Raw genomic sequence first — 20,599 nt, forward strand, 5'->3', positions numbered from 1 at the left:
TTTAAGACCTTTAGCCAGTTCAGCCGCAAGGGCTTTAAGTTTCTTTTCGTCCATAATTTGCCTGTCTCCGTTGTTGGAGTGAACATATCAAAAACAGGCAGATACACAATTTTAATTACAGTCTCGCCTGGCCTGATGGTAAATCAGGTTTCACCTGTTTCAACGTTTCTCTAAACTCCCGATACGAAGCGCGAGGGCAGAGAAATCCTTTTTTATCGTCTACCAGTTCCTGCGCAACTTCTTCAGAAATTGGAACCGTTCTGGGTTTGTTTGTTTTGGTTTTAACAAATGACACCCGATTATGGACAATATGCTCCGCTTTCAGACTTTCAGCTTCACCCCACCTGGCTCCAGTACTCAAACAAAGCACTGCGATCAACCGATTATCGCCATCCAATCTGGAAAGCAATAAATCAATCTCATCAGTGGTCAGATAACCCGTTTCAGGTGTTTGTTCCTTGAGGCGCTTTATTCCCCTGAATGGGTGCTCCCCCATAAACAACTCGGATTCAACCAAGGAGGTGAACATGCCACCCAGAGTAGTGAGCTCTCGATTTATCGTTGAGGGTTTAATCCCTTGAGCTCTGCGAGTTGCACAATACTGCGCAAGCTCCTTCTGCCACACCCCTGATTCAAGGCACCGGCAAATCATTTGTCGGTGCTTATCCCTGGAACGCTCCGCGCGAGGCTATCTCGCGAGATCCCTATGACAGACCTCTTACACGTGACGAACACCGTCAGGTGCAAGCGGTTTTAGCTGAGATAAATACGCTCCCGCATAACCTCTGCACCAAATTCAGTAATCGCTATTACTGGCTGAAACGCCACTCAAGCCAGCTTGATGCATTGCGGTTCCTGACCTCCACTTTCAAGCGGCGCTTATGGCCACGCATTGAACGCGTAAATCGCAATCACCGGATGAACACCGACGCTTCAATACGTTTTTTGTTCGAACAGGATGCTTACTCACATCTGCCGGGTATGAACGATAAAGCGCTGGAGAAGTTCGCGGGACGGATAGCGGCTCAGTTATTGAGTGCATATGAAGAACTCAGCGACAGCTATGCCAGCGAACATGAGGGCGATAAAAAGGAAGTGCTGTTTACCGATGATGCCCAAACCTGGCTTTACGGTGAAATTGCGGGAGCAGCCCGTGCATTCAACATTACGCCGCTGCACTGGAAAAAGTATCGCAAAGGAAAGCTGACTGCACGTGAAGCGTTTTCAGCAGTTTTCCGTCTTATTACGGATGACTGGTGGGTTGGTCAGTTTAAAGCACAGCGCACCCGCTGGAATGAAGCACTGCTAATTGCAGTCGGTGAGGTCAGTAAAAAACGTTCACCTTACGCCAGTAAAAAAGCCATCCGCGATGTACATGCGCGTCGCCTGGCTAATCTGGAATATCTGAAAAGCCGCGAACTGGAGAACGTGGAAACAGGCGAGCGGATCGACCTGATTGATAAGGTGCTTAAAAGCATTTCTAACCCTGAAATCCGCCGCATGGAATTAATGAACACTATTGCGGGGATTGAGCGTTACGCCTCCAGCAAAGGTGATGTCGGAATGTTTATTACCATCACGACTCCATCCAAATATCACCCCACACGCGTCACTGGTGCGGATAAAACCGTCCAGCTTAACCATAAATGGAACGATGAAGCCTACAGCCCAAAAGAGGGTCAGCGCTATTTGTGTGGCATCTGGAGCAAGATGCGCACCGCATTCAAAGACAATAGCCTTAATGTGTATGGCATGCGCGTCGTCGAGCCTCACCATGACGGCACTCCACACTGGCACATGATGCTTTTCTGCCAGCCTGACCAGCGTCAGCAGGTTATCGGGATCATGAGTCGTTACTCTTTAAAAGAAGATGGCGATGAACGTGGGGCGGCCAAAAATCGCTTTGAGTGTAAGCACCTCAACAAAGGTGGGGCGGCGGGTTATATCGCAAAATACATCGCAAAGAATATCGACGGTTACGCGCTGGATGGCGAACTGGATAAAGACACCGGCAAGCCGTTAAAAGACACCGCGGCAGCAGTTAATGCCTGGGCATCCACATGGCGCATCCCTCAATTTAAACCGATTGGCGTGCCAACAATGGGCGCTTATCGCGAGCTGCGTAAATTACCACGTGGTGTGAGCATCGCCAGTGAGCTTGATGACAGAGTCGAAGATGTCAGAGCCGCAGCTGATGGTGGTGATTTTGATTTGTACATTGCTGCACAGGGTGGGGCAAACGTACCGCGTGACACGCAGACTGTCCGGGTTGCCCGTAAGGTAGCTGACGAGCTTAATGCGTATGACGAGGAGGTGCAGAAGGTTGTGGGCATCTTCGCCCCGCATTTTGGTTCTGACAATGTTCATGTTACGCGTACAACTCAATGGCGCATCGTTGCTAAAGCCGTTGACGTTGACCTTAATCTTTTGACCGTAAAGAGCGGCTCTGCCGCGACTCGGAGTCCTGTCAATAACTGTGGGTTGGGGTGTTTAGGCAGCAAAGTGGGAGTGGCATCAATAGCTTCTGAGCAAGCCGTGGCTGTGCTTAATCTTCTCAATAGTGGAGATGTTAGCTGGAGTGATGTTGAGATTCAGGTCGCACTCAGGGAATTTTTGAAAGAACAACTTACAAAGGGAAAACGAACTCAGCGAAGTTGTGATCTGAAAACGAATTATTCACGTGCGCCATCTGCTCGTTTAACTGCGATAGAGCGTAATCGAGTCACAAAAAACGTGTCGAATTAGCGCTTGAAGGGATAATACTGCAACGCTGGGAGCTAGAAGCATTGGCTCGAGGAGCAATATTGAAGTGCGGTGACAATGAGTATTCAATCCAACTTGATGAAAAATGGACATTTATCGTTTAGGGTTTCTCATCGTTCTGGTTGAAAAAACGCACGAATGGAGTGAAAATACTTAAAAAGAATCTTTGTTTTTTAATTTTCCTCCATTTTGGTTTTTTACTACACGCAGGCGGGATTGCATATGAGCATGGTAGAATGGATAAGCCGAGAGAATAAAAACAGTCTTATACTGTTTGTGCATGGTTTGAAAGGTGGCCTTGACACATGGGAAAATAGTGAAGGTATATCATTCCCAATGCTTCTAACTGAGGAAGAAGACATCAAGGATTCTTTTGATGTTGCATGTTTTAACTATTTCACAACATTCACTCAGACTTATGCTTCAACTAAAGGTGTTCTTGCTAGGATTTTGTCACGAACTAAGCGAAAAGAAAGAAACATTCCAACTGATGAGATAGCTGAGCTTCTATATACAGAAATAAATATAAACCTATCCAATTATGAACGCATAATTATTATTGCCCATAGTATGGGGGGGCTAATATCAAAAAACTTGATACTTAAAAAAGCTGAATATGAGGAGTCTTCCAATATTGTAGGATTTATTTCTTTAGCTGTCCCCCACTCAGGAGCAAAGATAGCCAATATTGCATCTTTGGTTTCTACTAATGCCCAACTTGTTGATTTAAGTTTATTAAGCAACGCTACTGATGATTTGAATCGACGCTGGATCAATGCTTCAAAAAAACTTCCAGTCACACGATATATTTACGGAACGTATGATTCATATGTAGATAAAAAAAGCGCACTACCGATGGATAGTGAGCGAAAAAATTCATTTGCAGTTAATGACGATCATGGTTCGATTTGCAAGCCTGAAAACAGTCAGTCAATGGTATTTATTGCGGTCAAAAAATTTATAACAGAAATTGATAAGGCTGAGCCAAATTCAATTGTTGTTGAAAGGTTTCTTGATGCACAGCAATACGATAATGAATATTTTGTTTTAAAAATGATTGTTGCCGATATACATAAAGATATCGCCCAGAATGCGAAAGAGTTTTACTATAATGCAGAGTTGGTAAGAAATATTTTCACAAGCGATTATGACAGAAAAATACTAAGTCAGTTATATGCAAAAATAAGAACAATATATCAGGAAGAGTATGAGAGCCATATTGCTGATTCTATTTCCCCTGATAAATTTATTGCTGGAGTACATGCAAGAATTAGTCGTGAGGATAAGGCTTCATTAGATACATTAATCAAAAGCCTGGACTCAGTCCATAAAAAAGGCATGCTTCATCAATTGGCAAATAAAAATGATAGAGATATTGTTTGGTCATCTGCGACATGTCTTAAAGATCTGGAAAAATTAAAGCGAGTTGATAATGAATAAGGATAATCTCCCTTATATACCGCTTGATGAAGAGTATGGGCTTAATTTCACCATGCTTGTAATTATGATTTCAATGCTGTCACATAACAAAGTTGGAAATCTAGTATTAGATATAAATAAGTTGCAGATTTTTATTTATCTCATAAAAAACCCTTCCAAAATTGATCATGTGCTCTCTGCCGCTGGTAAAAAAAGGGCTCTACTAGAACCTAAGTTAATATTTACTATAAAAAGTTACTCATCAAATGTGGATATTTTATTTGATAATAACAAAATTAAATATTTATTGAAAATGATGGCTGCGCATGGATTGTTAATGGCTGAGAAAAATAGTGATGATGCTACAAAGATTTATTTATCGCCTAAAGGTATGCTGTTTGCCGAAGGATTTAATGAAGGTTATTTTTTGGAAATTAAAAAGCTTGTTCAGGCAGTCACTCCTTTGCAGTCATTTGCTGTTTCTAAGCTTAACTCCATTTTAAATCAAGTGTTTAAGGTCGCGTAATGAAATCGTACATAAATATTAATCAACTCATTCTTGTGGGTTTTAGGAAAGATTATATAATCCCGTTTTATCAAGGGATAAATATTATTTATGGCGACTCAGATACGGGGAAGTCAAGCGTACTAGAGTTCATCAATTATCTTTTAGGTGCCAGTTCGATTGATTTGGCCGATGAAATAAAAACATCTGTAAAGCATGCTGCTTTAGAAGTGGTAATTAATGACATTGTATTTACTATAAAAAGAGATATTTTTGATCCAAAAAAAATGATCGAAGTATATCGCTGTGAATATAAAGACGTATCATTACATTTCCCTAAAAGATATTCGCCTAATTATAGTTCAACCCAAAATAATGACGGGATTTATTCTGAGTTTTTACTTGATAGTCTTAATTTTCCTAAAATTGAGATTAAAGTATCACCATCAAAAAAAGATTCTCAATTACGTAGGTTAAGCTTTAGAAATATTTATAAGTTTGTCTACGTAAATCAAGATGATATCGGAAGTAAGTCTTTTTTAGGTTTAGGTGATCTTACTCGATATACCTTTACCAAAGAAGTATTCAAATACATGTTCAATGTTTTGGATGAAAGTATTGCTCAACTTGAGGGTGAAATTTCATTAAAAAGCAGGCAGGTAACGGAGTTAAATAAAAAGTATACTATCATTTCTGACTTCCTTAGAGAGACAGATTATGAAACAGTTGAATCTATTGATGATGAACTAAATCAAATAGATTTGATGGTTGAAGATCTAAAAGCTGCATTAAAAAAATTAAATGAAGAAATGGTGGCGGATTCTGCACAATATAAAGAATTAAAAGACGCTCATAACTATTTATCACTTATGCACAAAGAAAGTTCTATTCGTATCAGTTCTCTTGAAGATAAAATAGAGAAATACTCACGATTGAAAAATGATTACGATAATGACATTGATAAAATAAAAGCAATAAAAATTGCTAATTCTCGCATTGGTCAATTAGATGAGGAAGTATACTCCTGCCCTGTTTGTGACAGCCATATTAAAATTAATGACGGCGCATTGCCATTTGAGATATCTTCAGAGAAAGACCTAGATGAAGAGCTTGGCTCTTTGAGTAAAAGGCGCAGGAATATAAACGATCTGATTACTGAGTTGTCTTTAGAGTATAAAATGACAGTGAAGGATAAAGAGTCTTATAACACAGAGTTGCAAGATGTTAGGAAAATGATTGATGAAGAGAGTCAATCAATGATTACTCCTTTCTTAACTCAGCGTGATACTCTTATAAAAGAGGTGTCAAGGAATGAAAAATCAAGAGAGCAACTAGTCAAGAATTTAAAAATTAGAAATCAGCAGGAAGAATTATTAAGTAAGCATGAAGCTTTAATTAAAGATATCAACTCATTGAGTGAAAGATTAGATTCTCTTAAGAAGAATGCACCAAGTATGCAAAAAATACTTCAAAGTTTGGGTGATAAATTTAATCGTTATTTGCGTGGAATTAATATAAAGAATAGAACTGATGTTAAAATGTGTGAGAAATTCTACATACCGATTGTTAGAGGGAAAGAATACCATAGAATAACTTCAGGGGGCCTTAGAACAATCTCATCAATTGGTTATATGCTTGCGATTTTAGATTACGCAATTGAACAAAATATCAACCATCCAATGCTGTTGATTTTTGATACTGTTGGGAAATACTTAGGTAAACAAACTAAAGAAAAATATGCGTCAGAGACTGAGTCAAAAGAAGATGATCTTGAAGGCATGTCAGACCCAATGAAGTATCAGAATATTTATGAGCAGCTCCTAGAAACTGTGCTTAGGGCTAAAAATAAAAATGCGCCATGCCAGATTATTTTAGTTGATAATGATTTGCCTGAGTCATTCAGACATAGAGAGCTATCGTCAATAGTAGCGCACTATAGCTCTATAGGTGAGGATGGGCTGCCACTTGGGCTTATCGACGATTTGAAATAAGAGAAATACCTCGCATTTATTTGCCTTAATCTGTATGCACTAAATAGTTTTCAGATTACAGACCGCACCACTAATGGTGCGGTTTTTTGTTTAAATGCGCCTGCATTAAAACCGACACATGAAGCGGGCAGGCGTGGCGGGGATAGCATTGCGCGCAGGCGTGGTATTTATTTAATTTACGTCTGAGCGCGCCATGATTGCGATTTTTGGCGTGTCGCTTTGCCTTGGGTGAGGTTATCGGTGTTAGGGCTGTGTGACACGTCTGAGAGCGTCAGGCGAGGGCGTAAAAAAGCCGCTTTATGAGCGGCGCAAAGTGGGGCATTCGACAGGCGCCAGCTCGCTACACAAAAACATCTGTCTGCGAGGCTACCGGGCCCGCTGGTATTGTCAGGATGATAAGTGATCTGAACCAACAGTCGGGAAAAACTTCGATTTATTCAATAACACCTTTCACGGGCTTAATAGAGTTCGATATGAGTGGATTTTTACTTGCTTTTAATGATAGATGAAACAGTGTTATAAATCACAGAGTTATCAGGAACGTCTTTATTTACGAAAGTCATTGCACCGATAGTGACGTTGTTACCAATTTTTATATCACCAATAATACAGCTATGTGCTCCGATATCTGCATTGTCTCCTATAGAAGTAATACCAATTTCACCTTGTGAGTTTTTACGACCAATTGTAGTGTTTTGTCGGATGTTCATATACTTACCAATAATGCATTCCGATCTAACTACAATCCCCAGATAGTGATTAATCTTCATGCCAGCACCAATGTGTGCAGCTATGCTTATATCGGCTCCATATTTATGGCGAAGGTTTTCATTTATTTTTCGCGCCATTTTCTTATAACGTTTATTAGGTGAGCCATACATGTAGTTAGCAATGCGCCACCAGAAGTAAAACCGTTTCTTTCTACTAAAAGCAACTCGGTGAAAAACCTTTAGCCATGAAAATTTCTTTTTACCACTTCGGCTTATAACTTCTATTTGTAAACATTCTTTGAGGTGATCTAATGTGTTTTTAGATTGAATGCTGCATAGTTGGTCGCTATTCATAAACGAAAATAATCCATTGGTTTTTTTAGTGAAATTTTATATTTATGGTGTATCGAAAAATCTTTGGAATAAAACGGAAAAAATGAAAGTGTGCTCTTGCATCAACTGATTTCAGTTTAATCACGTTTTGGCTAGTGTCTTATCTGGGGCGAATTATAGCGATAGTAGGTATGACAATCCATTGATTTGATCAATGTTTTCGGGTTTTATGGACGCAAGTGCAGGATGACAATAAAATTAAAAAATTTACGCTAATTCAGCGGCTTACTTTTAGTTTAATGGGTTTCCGTTAGTTCATAGGTTTTGAATTGGATAACCTCATCACCCACCAATCATTCACCTCATTGATTCTTTCCTACAATGGCGTCAGCTCATTACGCACAAATACCTGTGCCGCTTTCACCACGTCACCAAATCCGCCAGTATTGTTGGGAATCACACCCATCATTTGCGGCGGTACACGGTGTGCACTCATTAAATCCTCGGCACTGGCTTTCTTGATGTTAAAGAAATCATCTTTGGTCGCCACCTCACTGAGCGGCACGATTTTAATCCCGTCCGGTTTGCCGTTCGGCGCGTAGAAAAACAGGTTTTTAAAATTCCCTAATCCCTTAGAACTACGCATTGCCTCGCGCAGTGCTTCCACGTCGGTTCTGCTCTGCGCGGCATCGGTCACATACATGATGTAACCGGCGTGTGCGCCGTTCTGGTAATACTTGCGCCGGAACAGGGCTGCCGACTCATTGAGCCAGGCCGAGTTAAGTGCGCTGAGATATTCCGGCAGGCCGTAAAGCTCCTGGTTAATATCCGGTTCCAGAAGGTGGAATACCGAACCCGGCGCGAACTCATGCGGGGTGACAAACGACTGCACAAACCAGTACGCATCTTCCCCGGTGCCTTTGCGGGTGTATTTGGCCGGTGAGGTTTCGAGCCGTAACAGCTTGCCGGTGACGCTCATGCGCTTTTCTAAAAACGCATTCACGACGTCCTTAGAGCTTGAAGTGAGGCTTTTTGATGTAGAGTATCAGGAGGAGGTGAAAGCGAATGGATAGTTATAACTAATTGTTAATTAATGATTTAATGGGTGAAATATCAACATCAAACGAACTCAGTCGAGGTGTTGAAATGTTCCATTGCCCATTGTGTCAGACCGCCGCCCACGCCCGGACAAGTCGCTATCATTCAACGGAAACAAAAGAGCGTTACCACCAGTGCCAGAATGTGAATTGCAGTGCGACATTTGTGACGCTCGAGACTGTGAAGCACTACATCGTAAAGCCTGGCGAGAGAACACCAGTGTTGCCTCACCCGATGCAAGGTGGACAACAAACTATGTGGATGTGATAAACGAAAAAGCCCCGGAAAACCGAGGCTTGGATTTTTCGATGTGGACAGCGCGTGGACGCTGTTTGAAATAAATCCTTTTATTTCAGTTGATTAAATTTAGATCTCAAGGCCGCTTTAGCGGCCTTTTTCTTTGCTTAAAATCCAGCAATTTATCTCAGTTTAATGCCGCAGCAAGAAACGTCTCTACGACAGATTAGCAATTTGCGCCGCCATATCATCCAGTAGCTGGAAGCGGCGACGATATTCCGCACGTTTCTTACTGGCGATGCTCTCAAGAGTTTTTCGTTCCAACTGCAAAGGGAGCTGCCAACGGCATGCGTTGTCTTTTACACCTTCAATGGATTGCCAGAAATCATCATAACTTGCGTGGAAATGGCGGCCTTTACTTAACCTGTAACGCAATGCCCGGAAGACATGACCATTATCGCTGACCCCATATACGCTGGAAATTCCGCTCCGGGCTGCTAATTGCCAGATAAACTCCATTAGCAGACGTTTAGGGAACAGACCGTAGCAGGCTCGTGTTGCCTGCTTTATTACCTCATGAGGTACTTCCCGTCTTGGTCCCTGTAGGCCACCAATAACAAGTTGCCATTGGTCTTTGGAGCGTAAAACGCTAAAAGTGAGACTGGCGAGCACGTGTTGGTTGCTGTCCTTAAGCCACAGTGTACTTTCACCTTCACGTTCGGCACTTCCTGCACAAGAAGACGAGAGCGAAAACTGACAGTCATCTTTTCCTGTAAGGGTCACCAGTGTTTTTTCTTGTACCGCAATTAATGCGCCAGCCAACTGCTTTGATGATAATGAGTCCACGAACTGATAATGCCCGATCACCGCATCAGCACGTTGGCTGGCATTTAATCCCCGAACTAAATATTGGCGATGAGGTTTACTTGGTAACGTTATTTGCGCCTTTAACATATGCTCAAAATCAGATCGCAATGCAAGACTCTCGAGCATCCGGCGAGTGGGATTGTAGAACAGGGCTGTGCGCATCATAAATTTAAACCGATAATTACGCTTGTGCCATATTGCACCCGGGAGCAGTTTTCCTGTAATGAGATCAGAAATAAGGTTTCTGTCGGGAGTTTGCAGATATGTATTTTGCAGAGTGTTGTCAGACACGGTAATTACCTTTCCTTGAATTTTTATTTATTTTAGTCCCTGCAGTCTGCAATGATCACGCCTTGCCTTCTTATAATCACACTTCGTTTATTCCCGATTTAATATTCTTAATGCCATTGATGAATAATGGTTATTTATTAAATAATTACAAGGCTAATTATGACGTGATGGAGCTTTATGGTCGCTGCGGTTGGTTATATATGGAAGTGAAACTATCAGTGCTATTTCCGCCATAAATTATTATCTATTTACCTTTTATATATTATTGGGCGCGTAGAATAGAAGAAATCTCACGCGCAGGCCCGCGCGCTTCCTTTAGCGCTTGTCGGATGTAGGAAACTCCCCGTAAAATCAGTTGCATGAATTCTCTCTCATCGGATCTTTCCAAGCAGATGCTCACTTTTGTCGCTCAACAACGCCGCCACGAACGCCGCTGGCTACTTGCATTGTTTGCCACAATGTTGGGGATGGTGGTGCTGAGTTTAAGCGCCGGGGACCAGTGGTTTGCTCCTCAACACTGGATGCGTGAGGATGCACAGTTGTTCATCTGGCAGATCCGTATGCCCCGTACCTTAGCAGTGCTCTTGGTTGGCGCGGCATTGGCGATTTCTGGCACCATTATGCAGGCCCTATTCGAAAACCCACTGGCCGAGCCTGGTCTGCTTGGTGTCTCCAATGGAGCAGGGGTTGCGTTGGTAGCAGCAGTATTACTTGGACAAGGGATGCTGCCAGACTGGATTCTGGGTATTTGCGCGATCGCCGGTGCGCTGATTATCACTTTTATCCTGCTGCGTTTTTCGCGGCGCCATCTTTCTAATAGCCGATTGCTGCTTGCAGGTGTCGCCCTGGGGATTATCTGTAGTGCACTGATGACCTGGGCTATCTATTTCAGTTCAAGCCTCGACTTACGCCAGTTAATGTATTGGATGATGGGTGGTTTTGGAGGTGTAGACTGGCGGCAATGGTGGCTGATGATAACTCTGCTTCCGGTGATGCTGTGGCTATGTCGGAACTATGCGCCATTAAACTTAATGGCATTGGGTGAAATGTCTGCTCGTCAGCTAGGTCTGCCCGTCTGGTTGTGGCGCAATATTATGGTTATTGCAACAGGATGGCTGGTCGGTGTGAGTGTGGCACTTGCCGGCGCTATTGGTTTTATCGGCCTGGTCATCCCGCATATGCTGCGTCTGAAAGGGCTAACGGATCATCGTATTTTATTGCCTGCCAGTGCGCTGGCTGGAGCAACAGTGTTGCTTGGCGCTGATGTCATTGCACGTCTGGCGCTGGTTTCAGCCGAATTGCCGATAGGTGTTGTGACAGCAACGCTGGGCGCTCCGCTATTTATATGGCTACTATTAAAAGCTGGGAAATAATCCATCGTTTGATTTCAATTTAAGGGGACACAATGCAAGACATTCTGAATACTGAAGTCACCACCATTGACGGTGAAGCGACAACGCTCGAAAACTGGAAAGGTAAAGTATTGCTGGTGGTAAATGTAGCCTCTAAATGCGGTCTGACGGTGCAATACGAACAGTTAGAGAATCTGCAAAAAGAGCTGCAGCACGAAGGTTTCTCGGTTCTCGGTTTCCCATGCAATCAGTTCCTGGGCCAGGAACCGGGCAGCGAAGAAGAGATCAAAACCTTTTGCAGCACCACTTATGGCGTAACGTTCCCGATGTTTAGCAAAGTGGATGTCAACGGAGAGAATCGTCACCCGTTGTACCAAAAATTAGTGGCTGCTGCGCCAACTGCTGTTGCGCCTGATGGGAGTGGTTTTTTTGAACGCATGAGCAGCAAAGGCCGTGCGCCCGCTCATGTAGGCGATATTCTGTGGAACTTCGAGAAATTCCTTATCGGGCGCGATGGCCAGGTTATTCAACGTTTTTCACCGGATATGACGCCTGAAGATCCAGTGGTTATTAATGCTATTAAGTCGGCGCTAGCGAGATAATGTCGTTGTTACAGCTTATCGATGTGGTTGTGGCGGAGCGGCTAGGGCCGATTTCCGCCACGGTACGCACGGGCGAACTGGTGCATCTTGTCGGGCCAAACGGCGCGGGGAAAAGCACATTATTAATGAGGGCTGCGGGGTTGAGTTTGGGGGGCGGGGAAATTACCTTTGCCGGCAGCAACCTGAACGAATGGCAACCTACGCAATTGGCTCGCCATCGTGCTTATCTCTCTCAGCAACAAATGCCACCATTTTCCATGCCTGTCTGGCACTACCTGCAAATGCATCAGCAAGTCAGTCCTGACGATAACGTGATGCTCAAGCTCGTTAGCAGTCTGGGTCTGACAGATAAACTCACGCGCAGTGTTAACCAGCTTTCTGGTGGCGAGTGGCAGCGTGTTCGCCTGGCAGCAGTTGTATTGCAAATTCACCCTGAAATTAACCCGCATGGGCGCTTGCTCCTGCTGGATGAGCCAATGAACAGTCTGGATATTGCTCAGCAAACTGCGCTGGACAGAATTCTGATGGCGTTATGCGAAGCTGGCATTGCGGTGGTGATGAGCAGCCATGATTTGAACCACAGTTTGCGTCATGCACATACTGTCTGGTTGTTGCGTGCGGGTAAAATGATTGCGCAAGGTCAGCGGGATGATGTGCTGTCTGTGCAGCATTTAGCGACAGCCTATAACATGCACTTTCGCAGAATGCAGGTTGAAGGGCATAGCATGCTGATAGCCACACTTTAGTTGCTGGTAAAAACTTGCACCAAATCATAGGTAAGCGCTAAATTACTGGAAATTATAAACGGGTGAGGACTAGCCTGAAAATGCGTGTATGGATTCTTGTAGTGGCATGTCTGGTGCTCGCTGGGTGTAGTCATCATGCGCCACCTCCAAATTCTCGTCTTTCAGACTCGATAACGGTAATTGCCAGGCTTAATGATCAACTCAGCGGCTGGCATGGCACTCCGTATCGTTATGGTGGCATGAGCCGTCGTGGCGTCGATTGCTCCGGTTTTGTGTCAATTACTTTCCGCGACCGGTTTGATCTGCAACTGCCACGGGAAACGCGCCAACAGGCTAAAATTGGCACTGAAATTGATAAAGATGATTTACTCCCGGGCGATCTGGTGTTCTTTAAGACGGGGTCTGGTGAAAGTGGCCTGCATGTTGGTATTTACGATACGGACAACCAATTCATTCATGCCTCGACCAGTCGCGGCGTGATGCGTTCGTCTCTCGATAATGTCTACTGGAGCAAGAAATTCTGGCAGGCCCGCCGTATCTAGCACAGCTTTTTCCTCGGGTAGGGCCAGTCTATTGGCCCTAAACGTGACTCCCTTCAGCAATTGCGTGGCTAACCCAGGTGCGATTCACGATATCAGGTAATATCTGGGAGCATTTCGCTCCCACTAAAGGATAGTTCATGGTTACTCTCGAAGATGTTGCCGCCAGCGCAGGTGTATCCCGGGCGACCGTCTCGCGCGTGGTGAATGGCGATAGTAAAGTTAATGCGCAGACCCGAATCAAAGTTGAAGCGGCGATCATCGAATTAGGCTACACGCCGAATCCTGCGGCCCGAGCTTTAGCATCCAGTCAAAGCAATACCTTAGGGCTTGTCACGACCTCTTATCGTGGCGGTTTCTTCGGGGCACTGATGGATACCATTCAGAGTGAAACTGAATTACAGGGAAAACAGCTATTAGTGACTCAAGGGCGTGATACTGCTGAGAAAGAACTCAATGCTATTCAGCGACTGTTTAATTTACGTTGCGATGGCCTGATATTACATGTCCGCGCCATCACCGATGACACTCTTGTGCAATTGGCTGAACAAGACCGCAAATTTATTATTCTGGACCGGGATGTACCGGGGCTTGAGCCACGCTGTGTGGTGTTTGATCATCTTGCGGCGAGTGCTCTTGGTACTCAGGTTCTTATTGATGCTGGCCATACTGCAATTGCTTGTTTGCATGGGCCGGGTGGGCGGTCTTCAAGCTTACTGCGTCTTCAGGGCTTTATTGATGCCATGAATCAGGCGCAGCTTGTGCCTATTGCGGTACTGGGTGGCGAGTACGACATGCCGGCTGGCTATCAGTTGGCATCTCAGTTACTTGAAAGTACCCAACCGACGGCTATTTATTGTTGCAACGAGGAGTTGGCAGTAGGTGCGATGCTGGCAATCACTGAACGTGGGTTGCGAATTCCCCAGGATATCTCACTGGTTTGTTACGACAGTGGAGAAAGAGCCGCGTTTGTTCGACCAGCAATTACCAGTGTTCATTTTCCGATAAGTGAAATGGCGCGTTTTGCGATCCGTAAATTATTGGAAAATGATTATGAGAATGAATCCTTTTCTCCCGAGATAATCCACCGTGATTCTGTCCGTCATATTCGCTAAAACTGGCGATAGGAAGATAACCAGGATAATATAATTATATTCGAAAAGAATCTGATACACATATCAAGGATGACCTTGCGTTTAAATACAATCAAATCAATCCAGTTAACGCTGGATGTTCATCGTGTCACGATGCCATCCACCTCATTCGAAACACGGCTGGCAACATGATCCTTGTACTCGATGCACAATATCGTTCGGATTTTTATTTCCAGCCTGTTTACTTACCTAAGGGGGAAGTTTTAGGTGTTGAATTATTAGTTAATTTTGTTGGGATCGATGCGCCGGTGCGTATTCCAACAGAATTAGTTGCGCCAGTTATTAAATCAGAACAGCAATTAATATTGTTTCATGAGCAAATAGAATTACTCGAAAACTATCAAGAATTCTTTAAGGCTCAGAGCATGGTTGTCTGGGTAAATATAAGTGCGGTAATCGTTGATGAGATTTTAGCCAATCCGGTGCTGGCTTCCCGCCTGGCGCAGCTTCCGTTCATTGAGTTTTCTATCAATGAAAACTTCCCCGAGTTAAATCGTGGCAATGAAAATACGTGTTTAGTAACAATGTGTAAGCATTATTCATTAGTGTTGGCTAATTTTGGTGCGGGAGTGGCGACGACTAAACCGATTTTTGACGGGCTATTTAAACGTGTATTTATGGATAAATTATTTATTCATAAACAAATTAAACAACGCTCTTTTGAACCCTTTATGTTAGCAATGCTTGCCCAACTTACTCCTTTTTGCCAGACATTAGTTATAACGGGTATTGAAGAAGATGCAACGCGTAAGAAAGTCCTCTCATTAACTGCCTTCGCCATGCAGGGTAATTGCTGGCCGGCTATTTCACCTGAGGCATTAACCGACTGGTTTCATTCTAATTAACCCGATCGAGTGAATACCCCTGCCAACGTGCTGTGTTTAAAACCTCGTACAAGCACTACACTATCGGCAGGAGGTAACATGACCAATAAACCTGTATTTAACAATAGCTGGCACGACGAATTGCCCGGTTTTTACACGGCTCTGAAGCCAACGCCGCTGCATCATTCCCGGCTTTTTTATTATAACCGTCCATTGGCTGATGACCTCGGGCTTGATGCCTCATTGTTTGACGAATCTCATGCGGGTATCTGGAGTGGCGAAATGCTGCTTCCGGGTATGCAGCCTTTAGCTCAGGTTTATAGCGGTCATCAGTTTGGTGTCTGGGCGGGGCAACTTGGCGACGGGCGCGGTATTTTGCTCGGTGAACAACAGTTGGATGACGGGCGAAAATTTGACTGGCACTTGAAAGGTGCAGGCTTAACACCTTATTCGCGGATGGGGGATGGCCGCGCTGTGTTGCGCTCAACGGTACGTGAATTTCTCGCCAGTGAAGCGATGCATGGCTTAGGGATCCCAACCACGCGTGCGCTCAGTATCGTCACCAGCGACACCCCAGTACGCCGCGAAACCACTGAGCAAGGCGCTATGCTGATTCGTGTGGCGCAAAGCCACGCCCGGTTTGGCCACTTCGAGCATTTCTACTATCGTCGTGAACCCGAAAAAGTACAGCAATTGGCAGATTATGTGATTGCCCATCACTGGCCGCATCTGGTTGATGAAAAAGATAAATATCAGCTTTGGTTCCGAGATGTTATCGAGCGTACCGCACAGATGATTGCTAACTGGCAAACTGTCGGTTTCGCCCATGGCGTGATGAACACTGACAATATGTCGATTCTCGGCCTGACGATGGATTACGGCCCGTACGGTTTCCTTGATGACTATCAGCCTGATTTTATCTGCAACCATTCCGATCATCAGGGGCGTTATGCTTTTGATAATCAACCAGCCGTGGGTCTATGGAACCTGCAACGCCTGGCGCAGACGCTGTCACCGTTTATCTCGGTGGAATGGCTCAACGAATTGCTCGACCACTATCAGTTCGCGCTGATGAAAGCATTCGGGGAATTAATGCGCGGCAAACTGGGCCTGTTGAGCGAACAAACGGCAGATAATGAAATTCTCACGGAACTGTTTGGTTTGATGGCAAAAGAAGGGAGCGATTACACGCGCACTTTCAGAATGCTAAGCCTGACTGAGCAAAATTCAGCAAGCTCGCCGCTACGGGATGAATTTATCGACAGAGCCGCTTTTGATAGCTGGTTTACCCGCTACCGTACTCGACTGCAAATGGAGCAGGTGAGTGACGAGCAGCGCCAGCAGGCAATGAAAGCTGCAAATCCTTCAATTGTTCTGCGTAACTGGTTGGCTCAGCGTGCTATCGATGCCGCCGATAAAGGTGATGTGAGTGTTCTGGCTGAACTACATGAAGCACTGCGCCAGCCATTTGCGGAACATTCGGAAGATTTGACACAGCGTCCGCCGGACTGGGGCAAACGCCTGGAGGTTAGTTGCTCTAGTTAGCCTATTATTGCTGTAACCAAACCTGAGGCACCGGGTGTTCTGGATGATTGAACACCCGTAAATCCGCCTGATACCAATGTTGCAAGGTCGATTCATTCAACACCTGTTGCGGCGAGCCATTTGCCACCAACTTCCCTTCATGCAGCAATACAATCCGGTCAGCCCACAACGCGGCCAAATTCAAATCATGCAGCACCACGCAAACGGACAATGTTCCCATCAGCGATAAACGGCGCAGTAAACGCAAGATATGTTGCTGATGATAAAGATCGAGCGCCGAGGTCGGTTCATCTAAAAACAGCCAGCCGTGGGGTTGCCCATCCAGCCATAGCTGCGCCAGTGCGCGAGCCAGTTGTACGCGCTGTTGTTCACCACCAGAAAGCTGGCAGAAATCGCGCCCGGCAAGCGTATCGCACCCCGTTAGCGCCATCACTTCCTGGACGACAGATTTAGTCTCTTTTTCCGGCCACGGCGCGCGCCCCATAGCAATCACATCCTCAACGGCCCAGCTAAAGGCCATACCACTGCGCTGGCGCATTACCGCACGTTTACGCGACAGAGCATCTCCAGACCATGAAGTGAGTGGACGCCCAGCAAGGGTAATTTCACCACCGTCTGGTGGCTGGAAACCAGTCAGTACTCTCAGCAGCGTAGATTTTCCGGCACCGTTAGGGCCGATTAGCGCCACGACTTCACCGGCAGCCAGCGTCAGATTAATGTCATCGAGTAATTTTCGCTCGCCTGGCCGAAACGTAACGTTTTTCGCCTGTAATAAATCAGCCATCAGTTTCCCTCCCCGGGCGGAAAATCATTGCTAAAAACCATGGGCCGCCAAGCAGACTGGTCAGCAGGCCAACGGGCATTTCAGCGGGCGCAACCAGCGTGCGGGCGAGGGTGTCGGCAACCAACAGGAGCATTGCGCCAGCCAGCACCGAGCCGGGAATCAGCCAGCGATGATCGGCACCTAGCCACATCCGTACTAAGTGCGGAACAACTAAACCAACAAAGCCAATCACACCGCTTATGGCAACGGCTGCTGCGACTAACAACGCGCTTAAAATGAGCAGTTGCCGTTGGGTTTTTTTGACATCCACGCCAAGATAATGGGCTTCTTCATCTCCAAGCTGTAACAGGTTAAGGCGCCTGGACAGAAACGCGATAGCCAGCGAAGCCGGGAGAATAAACGAAGCGGTAGCAAGTAAGGTTGACCACTGTGCTTGCCCAAGACTGCCCATGCCCCAAAGCGATAACTGGCGCAATTGGGCATCGTTACTTATCCAGGAAAGCACGCCGACCGCCGCGCCGCAAAGCGCATTGATGGCAATCCCTACCAGCAGCAAGCGCGAAAGACTGTTGTTACCCTGGCGGCTTAAGAAGAAGATCACCAGCGTGACCGCGAGACTGCCAACAAATGCGGCAAGCATTGGAACATATAATGCCAGGACTGCCGGTAGTGCGATCGGCAGGACTACTGAAAACCCAACCGCAAGTGCAGCACCGCTACTGATCCCAAGTAAACCTGGATCAGCCAGCGGGTTGCGAAATAGCCCCTGCATCACGCAGCCTGAAAGTGCCAGTGCGCCGCCCACAAGCGTTGCTAGCAATACTCGCGGCAGACGAATGTTGAGCCAGATATGACGCAACGCTTCATCCTGAGTTTGCCACAGCACGGCGATGGAAAGACGCATGGCACCTAAATTGGCGGCAACCAAAGACAGCGCCAGTAACGCCAGAATCATGGCGAACAGAGCGCGTTGCGGCAGGGGACGGCGTATCAAGGCAATTGCTCCGCTTTCTTACGTAACGCAAGGATAGCATCTGGTGTTTGCAGGCCGAAACCGAGCAACGCCATATCATCAACAACTAGCAGCTGGCGGCTTTTTCCTGCGGGAGTTTGCGCAAGACCAGGTAGTTTCCAGACGTTATCTTCACCACCCAGCGTTTTCACGCCGTCAGCTGTGACCAGTACCAATTGCGGCTGGCTGGCAATCACGCCCTCCTGCGACATTGGTTGATAACGCTTGAAACCTTGCATCGCATTTTGCAAACCCGCGGCGTGAATCGCAGCATCAGCCGCCGTCTCTTGCCCGGCCGCCATCGCGGTCATGCCACCGTGACTCATGATGAACAGCACTTTCACCGGCAATGGTTTCTCAGGAATCGAAGCCAGTTTGCTCTGCACTTGCTTGCGCAAAGCATCGCCCTGAGCCGTTTTCCCCATCGCTTGCGCGACTGCGTCAATCTTCTCGTCGATAGCATCCAGCGAATTACTCGCTGGAATAGTGACCACTTTGACGTTGCTACTGGCGACTTGCTCAAGTGCGAGCGAAGGTTTGGCCTGCACACTCGCGAGTACCAACGTCGGGCGCATAGCCAGAATCCCTTCGGCATTAAGCTGGCGCAAGTAACCAACATCAGGCAGCTTTGTTGCAGCCTCCGGATGCAGACTGGTGCTGTCCCGGGCGACCAACTGGTCACCCGAACCTAGTGCATAGGCAATTTCCGTAACATCACCGCCAATTGCCACCACTCGTTCATTGGCAGCGGCAATCACTGGCATTGCAAGCAGGGCAATTAACCAGCGTTTCATGCGGCCAGCCCTTTGCTTACCAATGCTTCCAGCTGTGAGCGCCACTGCTGCTGCTCAGGCTCGCCTTCTGTACGTTGCCCATAAAGCTGCGCGATTTGCGTGCCGTCAGCCGCAAACAGTTCCAGGCTTGTCACGAAGCCATCGCCGCTTGGTTTACGCGTCACCCAGCTTTCCGCGATGGTGTCGCCCATCAAGTGCAGGGTGAACTGAGGGTTGAAGATATTGATCCAGTTATCCATTGGCACAACTTTTTCCACCTTGCCAGTGAAAATCTGCACGGTGCCCTGGTTGCCGACGAAGATCATAATTTCATTTTGATCCTGTTTCGCCTGAGCTAACAGCTGTGCCAGTGCACTGTTATCAACCTGGCAGGCCAGGTCTTCAGCGACAAGGCGAAATGCCTGCTGGCGTGTTAGCTGGTGGCGTTTGAGCAGACCAAAGAACTGATGCACGTCACGCAGGCTGCGCCATTCGGAGTCAACCTGTTGGCCATCTACCGCAGGTGTCATCACGCTTTCTTCTGCTGCTTGCAGCTCAAGCTCCGGGTTATCGGCATAAATAAACTTCGCCAGCATATCGCCCCAGGCAGCGAAATCGGTGTTGTCGGTGGTATACACCTTCAGCAGCGCGTCGCCCTGATGGTCAAAAAACTGAATGCTCTGGCGCTCACCGCGTGCGGTTTCTTCACGGATGTGGAAAGCGAAAGCCCATTGGTTCAGAAATAGACGCAAATCCAGCGCGCGGGGGTTAAGAACCAACCCTGCATGGCCATGAAGTTGTTGGTTCTCAAAACGTCCAACTTGTTCATGCACCGCATATTCGTTACGGCAAATGGACTTGATTTCGCCCACGTTTTCAAGGGAGGCGAGAATGTCGCGAACTTCACCTTTTAAGCGCCATGCATCATGCCCTACACGAGCATGAGTCAGTTCGGCCTCGCTGATGTTCATCAGACGAGCGATGTCGCGAGCATATTTTTTAGGGTGCTGTTGTTTGAGCTGCAACCAGTTGTCATAACGCTGAGTCATATTGC

At 46.1% G+C, this 20,599-nt stretch carries 17 protein-coding genes and 3 pseudogenes; 12 read left to right on the forward strand and 8 right to left on the reverse strand.

All coding sequences use genetic code 11. The features are described from left to right. Nucleotides 1-124: 124 nt before the first annotated feature. A pseudogene (locus LVQ79_RS06295) lies at nt 125-610 on the reverse strand (phage integrase); the annotation flags it as partial. Here LVQ79_RS06295 and LVQ79_RS06300 point away from each other — a divergent pair. From LVQ79_RS06300 to LVQ79_RS06315, 4 genes and pseudogenes are all read left to right on the forward strand, one after another. Then, a pseudogene (locus LVQ79_RS06300) lies at nt 592-2,867 on the forward strand (replication endonuclease). The pseudogenes LVQ79_RS06295 and LVQ79_RS06300 sit on opposite strands and share 19 nt — an antisense overlap. Before the next feature lie 118 nt (nt 2,868-2,985). Then, entirely contained in the window at nt 2,986-4,203 is a 1,218-nt protein-coding gene (locus LVQ79_RS06305) for an ABC-three component system protein (protein ID WP_232864295.1), read from the forward strand. Beyond that, nucleotides 4,196-4,708, forward strand: a complete 513-nt coding sequence (locus tag LVQ79_RS06310; protein WP_232864296.1) for an ABC-three component system middle component 4 — start codon at nt 4,196-4,198, stop codon at nt 4,706-4,708. Before LVQ79_RS06305 ends, LVQ79_RS06310 begins: the two co-directional genes overlap by 8 nt. Next, nucleotides 4,708-6,678: a coiled-coil domain-containing protein gene (locus LVQ79_RS06315; protein WP_232864297.1), complete on the forward strand. Its 1,971-nt coding sequence runs from the start codon at nt 4,708-4,710 to the stop codon at nt 6,676-6,678. Before LVQ79_RS06310 ends, LVQ79_RS06315 begins: the two co-directional genes overlap by 1 nt. Nucleotides 6,679-7,163: 485 nt before the next feature. Here the strand turns inward: LVQ79_RS06315 and LVQ79_RS06320 are convergent, their stop codons facing one another. Together LVQ79_RS06320 and LVQ79_RS06325 are read right to left on the reverse strand one after the other, a co-directional pair. Further along, entirely contained in the window at nt 7,164-7,742 is a 579-nt protein-coding gene (locus LVQ79_RS06320; RefSeq protein ID WP_232864298.1) for a serine acetyltransferase, read from the reverse strand. A 275-nt stretch (nt 7,743-8,017) separates the two neighbouring features. After that, nucleotides 8,018-8,721, reverse strand: a pseudogene (locus LVQ79_RS06325) (phage portal protein); the annotation flags it as partial. Between the two features lie 146 nt (nt 8,722-8,867). Here LVQ79_RS06325 and LVQ79_RS06330 point away from each other — a divergent pair. Next, the gene (locus LVQ79_RS06330; RefSeq protein ID WP_232864299.1) at nt 8,868-9,086 is read left to right on the forward strand and encodes a DNA-binding transcriptional regulator; all 219 of its coding nucleotides are present in this window, start codon (nt 8,868-8,870) and stop codon (nt 9,084-9,086) included. Nucleotides 9,087-9,272: 186 nt separating this feature from the next. Here the strand turns inward: LVQ79_RS06330 and LVQ79_RS06335 are convergent, their stop codons facing one another. Then, nucleotides 9,273-10,214 carry a VirK/YbjX family protein gene (locus LVQ79_RS06335; protein ID WP_232864300.1) on the reverse strand — a complete coding sequence of 314 codons (942 nt, stop codon included), beginning with the start codon at nt 10,212-10,214 and terminating at the stop codon, nt 9,273-9,275. Nucleotides 10,215-10,606: 392 nt separating this feature from the next. Here LVQ79_RS06335 and btuC point away from each other — a divergent pair, with 392 nt between their 5' ends. From btuC to selO, 7 genes are all read left to right on the forward strand, one after another. Next, entirely contained in the window at nt 10,607-11,587 is a 981-nt protein-coding gene (btuC, locus tag LVQ79_RS06340) for a vitamin B12 ABC transporter permease BtuC (RefSeq protein ID WP_064553914.1), read from the forward strand. Nucleotides 11,588-11,619: 32 nt separating this feature from the next. Further along, entirely contained in the window at nt 11,620-12,168 is a 549-nt protein-coding gene (locus LVQ79_RS06345; RefSeq protein ID WP_232864301.1) for a glutathione peroxidase, read from the forward strand. Beyond that, complete coding sequence (btuD, locus tag LVQ79_RS06350) at nt 12,168-12,914, forward strand: vitamin B12 ABC transporter ATP-binding protein BtuD (protein ID WP_232864302.1); 747 nt, start codon at nt 12,168-12,170, stop codon at nt 12,912-12,914. Before LVQ79_RS06345 ends, btuD begins: the two co-directional genes overlap by 1 nt. 80 nt (nt 12,915-12,994) lie before the next feature. Continuing rightward, nucleotides 12,995-13,456 (forward strand): NlpC/P60 family protein, encoded by a 462-nt coding sequence (locus tag LVQ79_RS06355; RefSeq protein ID WP_034455965.1) that lies wholly within the window; start codon nt 12,995-12,997, stop codon nt 13,454-13,456. Nucleotides 13,457-13,593: 137 nt separating this feature from the next. Then, nucleotides 13,594-14,568: a LacI family DNA-binding transcriptional regulator gene (locus tag LVQ79_RS06360; RefSeq protein WP_232864303.1), complete on the forward strand. Its 975-nt coding sequence runs from the start codon at nt 13,594-13,596 to the stop codon at nt 14,566-14,568. A gap of 167 nt (nt 14,569-14,735) precedes the next feature. Further along, nucleotides 14,736-15,452, forward strand: a complete 717-nt coding sequence (locus tag LVQ79_RS06365) for an EAL domain-containing protein (protein WP_232864304.1) — start codon at nt 14,736-14,738, stop codon at nt 15,450-15,452. A gap of 78 nt (nt 15,453-15,530) precedes the next feature. Beyond that, the gene (gene selO / locus LVQ79_RS06370; protein WP_232864305.1) at nt 15,531-16,976 is read left to right on the forward strand and encodes a protein adenylyltransferase SelO; all 1,446 of its coding nucleotides are present in this window, start codon (nt 15,531-15,533) and stop codon (nt 16,974-16,976) included. A 4-nt stretch (nt 16,977-16,980) separates the two neighbouring features. Here the strand turns inward: selO and LVQ79_RS06375 are convergent, their stop codons facing one another. From LVQ79_RS06375 to LVQ79_RS06390, 4 genes are read right to left on the reverse strand one after another with little or no spacing between them, the layout of a single operon-like run. Beyond that, a complete protein-coding gene (locus tag LVQ79_RS06375; protein WP_232864306.1) occupies nt 16,981-17,760 on the reverse strand; it encodes a heme ABC transporter ATP-binding protein in 780 nt (259 codons plus the stop codon). Then, the gene (locus tag LVQ79_RS06380) at nt 17,753-18,715 is read right to left on the reverse strand and encodes a FecCD family ABC transporter permease (RefSeq protein WP_151996137.1); all 963 of its coding nucleotides are present in this window, start codon (nt 18,713-18,715) and stop codon (nt 17,753-17,755) included. The genes LVQ79_RS06375 and LVQ79_RS06380 overlap by 8 nt, the downstream gene beginning before the upstream one ends. A 35-nt stretch (nt 18,716-18,750) precedes the next feature. Beyond that, nucleotides 18,751-19,566 carry a heme/hemin ABC transporter substrate-binding protein gene (locus LVQ79_RS06385; RefSeq protein ID WP_232864307.1) on the reverse strand — a complete coding sequence of 272 codons (816 nt, stop codon included), beginning with the start codon at nt 19,564-19,566 and terminating at the stop codon, nt 18,751-18,753. Further along, the gene (locus LVQ79_RS06390; protein ID WP_232864308.1) at nt 19,563-20,594 is read right to left on the reverse strand and encodes a hemin-degrading factor; all 1,032 of its coding nucleotides are present in this window, start codon (nt 20,592-20,594) and stop codon (nt 19,563-19,565) included. The genes LVQ79_RS06385 and LVQ79_RS06390 overlap by 4 nt, the downstream gene beginning before the upstream one ends. Nucleotides 20,595-20,599: the final 5 nt, after the last annotated feature.

It is taken from the genome of Buttiauxella cochleicola (assembly GCF_021282405.1).
Classification (GTDB): Bacteria; Pseudomonadota; Gammaproteobacteria; order Enterobacterales; family Enterobacteriaceae; genus Buttiauxella; species Buttiauxella massiliensis.

Coding starts and splice junctions, on each gene's coding strand:
- LVQ79_RS06305 (WP_232864295.1), top strand. CDS start 2,986: ATGAGCATGGTAGAATGGATAAGCCGAGAGAATAAAAACAGTCTTATA.
- LVQ79_RS06310 (WP_232864296.1), top strand. CDS start 4,196: ATGAATAAGGATAATCTCCCTTATATACCGCTTGATGAAGAGTATGGG.
- LVQ79_RS06315 (WP_232864297.1), top strand. CDS start 4,708: ATGAAATCGTACATAAATATTAATCAACTCATTCTTGTGGGTTTTAGG.
- LVQ79_RS06320 (WP_232864298.1), bottom strand. CDS start 7,742: ATGAATAGCGACCAACTATGCAGCATTCAATCTAAAAACACATTAGAT.
- LVQ79_RS06330 (WP_232864299.1), top strand. CDS start 8,868: ATGTTCCATTGCCCATTGTGTCAGACCGCCGCCCACGCCCGGACAAGT.
- btuC (WP_064553914.1), top strand. CDS start 10,607: ATGCTCACTTTTGTCGCTCAACAACGCCGCCACGAACGCCGCTGGCTA.
- LVQ79_RS06345 (WP_232864301.1), top strand. CDS start 11,620: ATGCAAGACATTCTGAATACTGAAGTCACCACCATTGACGGTGAAGCG.
- btuD (WP_232864302.1), top strand. CDS start 12,168: ATGTCGTTGTTACAGCTTATCGATGTGGTTGTGGCGGAGCGGCTAGGG.
- LVQ79_RS06355 (WP_034455965.1), top strand. CDS start 12,995: ATGCGTGTATGGATTCTTGTAGTGGCATGTCTGGTGCTCGCTGGGTGT.
- LVQ79_RS06360 (WP_232864303.1), top strand. CDS start 13,594: ATGGTTACTCTCGAAGATGTTGCCGCCAGCGCAGGTGTATCCCGGGCG.
- LVQ79_RS06365 (WP_232864304.1), top strand. CDS start 14,736: ATGATCCTTGTACTCGATGCACAATATCGTTCGGATTTTTATTTCCAG.
- selO (WP_232864305.1), top strand. CDS start 15,531: ATGACCAATAAACCTGTATTTAACAATAGCTGGCACGACGAATTGCCC.
- LVQ79_RS06375 (WP_232864306.1), bottom strand. CDS start 17,760: ATGGCTGATTTATTACAGGCGAAAAACGTTACGTTTCGGCCAGGCGAG.
- LVQ79_RS06380 (WP_151996137.1), bottom strand. CDS start 18,715: ATGATTCTGGCGTTACTGGCGCTGTCTTTGGTTGCCGCCAATTTAGGT.
- LVQ79_RS06385 (WP_232864307.1), bottom strand. CDS start 19,566: ATGAAACGCTGGTTAATTGCCCTGCTTGCAATGCCAGTGATTGCCGCT.
- LVQ79_RS06390 (WP_232864308.1), bottom strand. CDS start 20,594: ATGACTCAGCGTTATGACAACTGGTTGCAGCTCAAACAACAGCACCCT.